The following is a 3,271-nucleotide window of genomic DNA, read 5'->3' as shown; positions in this document are numbered from 1 at the left end:
AAAGATATAGCGTAGTGGCAGCTTTAAATCGCCCAGTTTCCATACTTCTGGAAAATCACCTGTGGTCGGTGCTTGGCTATTAAGCACGTCCTCATCGGTAAAGAACAGATACTGAGTATCGGTTTTTTCAACCTCAGCACGCCAGTCTTCAAACGTTTTACGGCTTGCAATATGCTCAGGGATTTTGTTGTCATAAAACTGATACAGCGATTCTTCATCGACCAATAAATCACGGCGGCGTAATTTATCCTCAATACGTTCAATGTCAGCAATTTTATCCATATTATGCTGTAAGAACGGCGCTTGTCTACCTAAATTTCCAGTAACCAGACCATCTCGGATAAATATCTCGCGTGACTCGCTTAAATTGACTTGCTCATAGTTGGTCAGCTGCTTACTGATAATAATCAGACCGAACAAACTGATCTGCGCATAAGCTTTGACGCGACCAGTTTTTTTAGACCAATGCGGTTCAAAATAGTGATATTTTAATAAGTTACCCGCAGCCGATATAATCCATTCCGGTTCAATCTTGGCAACAGTGCGCATAAAGACTTGTGAGGTTTCGACCATCTCAAATGCCATGACCCAAGGTGGTATTTGCTTAAATACCGTACTGGCTGGGAATATTTTGGCTTTTTGCTGACGCGCTGCTAAGTATTCGCCACGATTTTCAGTTTTATGGGCGATAATGGACAATAAGCCTGTTAATAAGGCTCGATGCAAATTGGCATACTTCACCGCTTTTAGCGCTTCATCATCAACGCCCGTTGGATCGCTATTGGCTAATTCATCATCTTTAGTATTAGATTTATTATTAGTGTCAGCCGTCAGCTTAAGCTCGGTAACCATTTGCACCAGCTGGCGATGGGTCTGGTGCCATTCACGTACCCGCGGGAAACTAAGATAATTCTTTTTAGTAAACTGTTTGCGCTGATTGCCAGACAGCTTATTACCGTCCTCATCTTTTTCAAACAGTACTTTCCATAAACTTAAATAAAATAAGAAGTCGGAGTCATCTTGGCGGAATTCTGCATGCTTTTGATCGGCTTGAGTGCGCTTATTCGCCGGACGCTCGCGTGGGTCTTGAACCGCAAGCGCGGCAACCACAATCAGCATTTCACGGATACAGTCAAAGTCGGAGCCAGCGACTAGCATACGCGCCAGCCTCGGATCGATTGGCATACGTGCCATCTGCTGTCCGATACGAGTCAATTTTAGATGGTCTAAACCTTGTCGTTTTGACTTATTGCCTACATTGTTAACTGCTTGCTCATTTTTTTCGACAATTGCACCAAGCTCATTTAGTAGTTTATGCCCATCAGTGACTAAGCGACTGTCAGGTGGCTCAATGAATTCGAAATCATCAACGCTACCTAGGCGCAGATTTGCCATTTGCAAAATAACTGAGGCTAAGTTAGTGCGAAGAATCTCTGGCTCGGTAAACTCTGGACGACCAGTAAAATCCTCTTCACTATATAAGCGAATACAAACACCAGGCGCAACACGACCACAACGACCTTTCCGCTGATTGGCTGCTGCTTGTGAGATAGCCTCAATCGGCAGGCGCTGCACGCGTGAGCGATAAGAATAACGAGAAATCCGCGCAAAACCCAAATCAATCACATAACGAATACCGGGTACGGTCAATGCCGTCTCAGCCACGTTAGTGGCGATAACAATACGCCGACCGCGACCTGAGGGCTGAAAGATACGCTGCTGCTCTTCATAAGTCTGGCGTGCAAACAACGGCAGCACTTCGGTATGCTTAGGTCCATGACGCTCAAGTACTTCTTGTAGCTCACGTATCTCAGCTTCAGTCGCTGCAAATATTAAAATATCTGCTTGATCAGCATGACCTTTATTTTGTGCATCACTAAAGCACTCTTCAACTGCAGCAACCACCGCACGCGGCAGATTCTCTTCAAAGTCGTCATAGCTGTCATCATCCGAGCTAGTTACTGGCTCATCCGTTAATGGACGATAACGCACTTCGACAGGGAAACTTCGCCCTTCAACATTGAAGATAGGTGCCGGTATGTTACGTTTTAGCTTGTTATCATAGCGGCTAAAGTACTCACTAAAGCGTTTAGTATCTAGTGTTGCAGAGGTAATAATAACTTTTAGATCAGGACGTTTGGGTAATAGCTTTTTTAGATAACCCATAATAAAGTCGATGTTTAAGCTACGCTCATGCGCTTCATCAATAATGATAGTATCGTATTTACTCAAAAAACGATCATGACCCAGTTCAGCCAACAAAATACCATCAGTCATGAGCTTAACGACTGATTGTGCCGTGCCCTGCTCATTAAATCGAATCTTAAAGCTGACAGTATTACCGAGCTGTTCACCCAACTCTTCCGCAATTCGGTTAGCAACACTTCGAGCTGCCAATCTTCGCGGCTGTGTATGCCCTATCTGCCCACGTATACCGCGACCGGCTAGCATTGCTAATTTAGGCAGTTGGGTCGTTTTACCTGAGCCTGTTTCACCTGCAACGATAATCACTTGGTTATCAATGATTGCCTGAATTAAATCATCACCACGTTGACTAACAGGCAGATCCTGATTCAGTTTCTCTGCCAGCTTATTTGGAATGCTATCTATACGTGCTTGCACCGCTTGTTGTGAGCGGGTTTTTAACTGTTCATATTGGGCGCGTTTTTTATCAAAATCATTACTGCTTTTAGCGTCATGTGTGTCATCCGTATTGCTATTTTTATTAGCAGCGGGCTTTTTAGGCGATTTTGCACGTGCCAGCTCACGCTCAAGGCGACTGAGATAATACTCATCTTTTGCGAGCATAGGTAAATTAGCAACAGAAACGGCATATTGAGCATCTACACTCTCTTTCTGCGGATTTTTTGTATCGGCGTTCAGATTTTCCGCTTGTACATGCTGGCTGTTTTCTTGATTTTCTTTTGAAGTATCAGGCATATTTACTTAGGCTATTTATTGTTTGGAAGTGGTTAGATTATGGGGATAATTGAGCTGTGATTCAAGTTACTCGTGTATGGTCTAGACTGGTGTTATTGCTAATAAACAGCCTTAAATTCATAAAACAACCAGAAATCCCTTAGATATATAGGGTGAGTAAACTTATGTCTGAAAACGTACAAATACATAAGCGACGATCAATATTATCACAGCGCTAATTTTTTAAGATTTTTAATACTTACATATCCTACGTATTCTTTATCTTCTACAATATCTATAGCTGCATCAAGCACTCTAGCAAGAGGCTCGATAATGATTTTAACATTTGGGA

The 3,271-nt window shown here is 43.0% G+C and carries 1 protein-coding gene; it reads right to left on the bottom strand.

Annotated features, from left to right (window positions below; all coding sequences use genetic code 11):
* On the bottom strand, nt 1–2,808 hold a 2,808-nt coding region (gene hrpA / locus VLN09_RS00500; protein ID WP_325243060.1), incomplete at its 3' end, for an ATP-dependent RNA helicase HrpA.
* Nucleotides 2,809–3,271 lie beyond the last annotated feature (463 nt).

This window comes from Psychrobacter sp. (assembly GCF_035469765.1).
Taxonomy (GTDB): domain Bacteria; phylum Pseudomonadota; class Gammaproteobacteria; order Pseudomonadales; family Moraxellaceae; genus Psychrobacter.
Note: the sequence above shows the minus strand (reverse complement) of the source record. Positions and strands in the feature narration are given on the sequence as shown.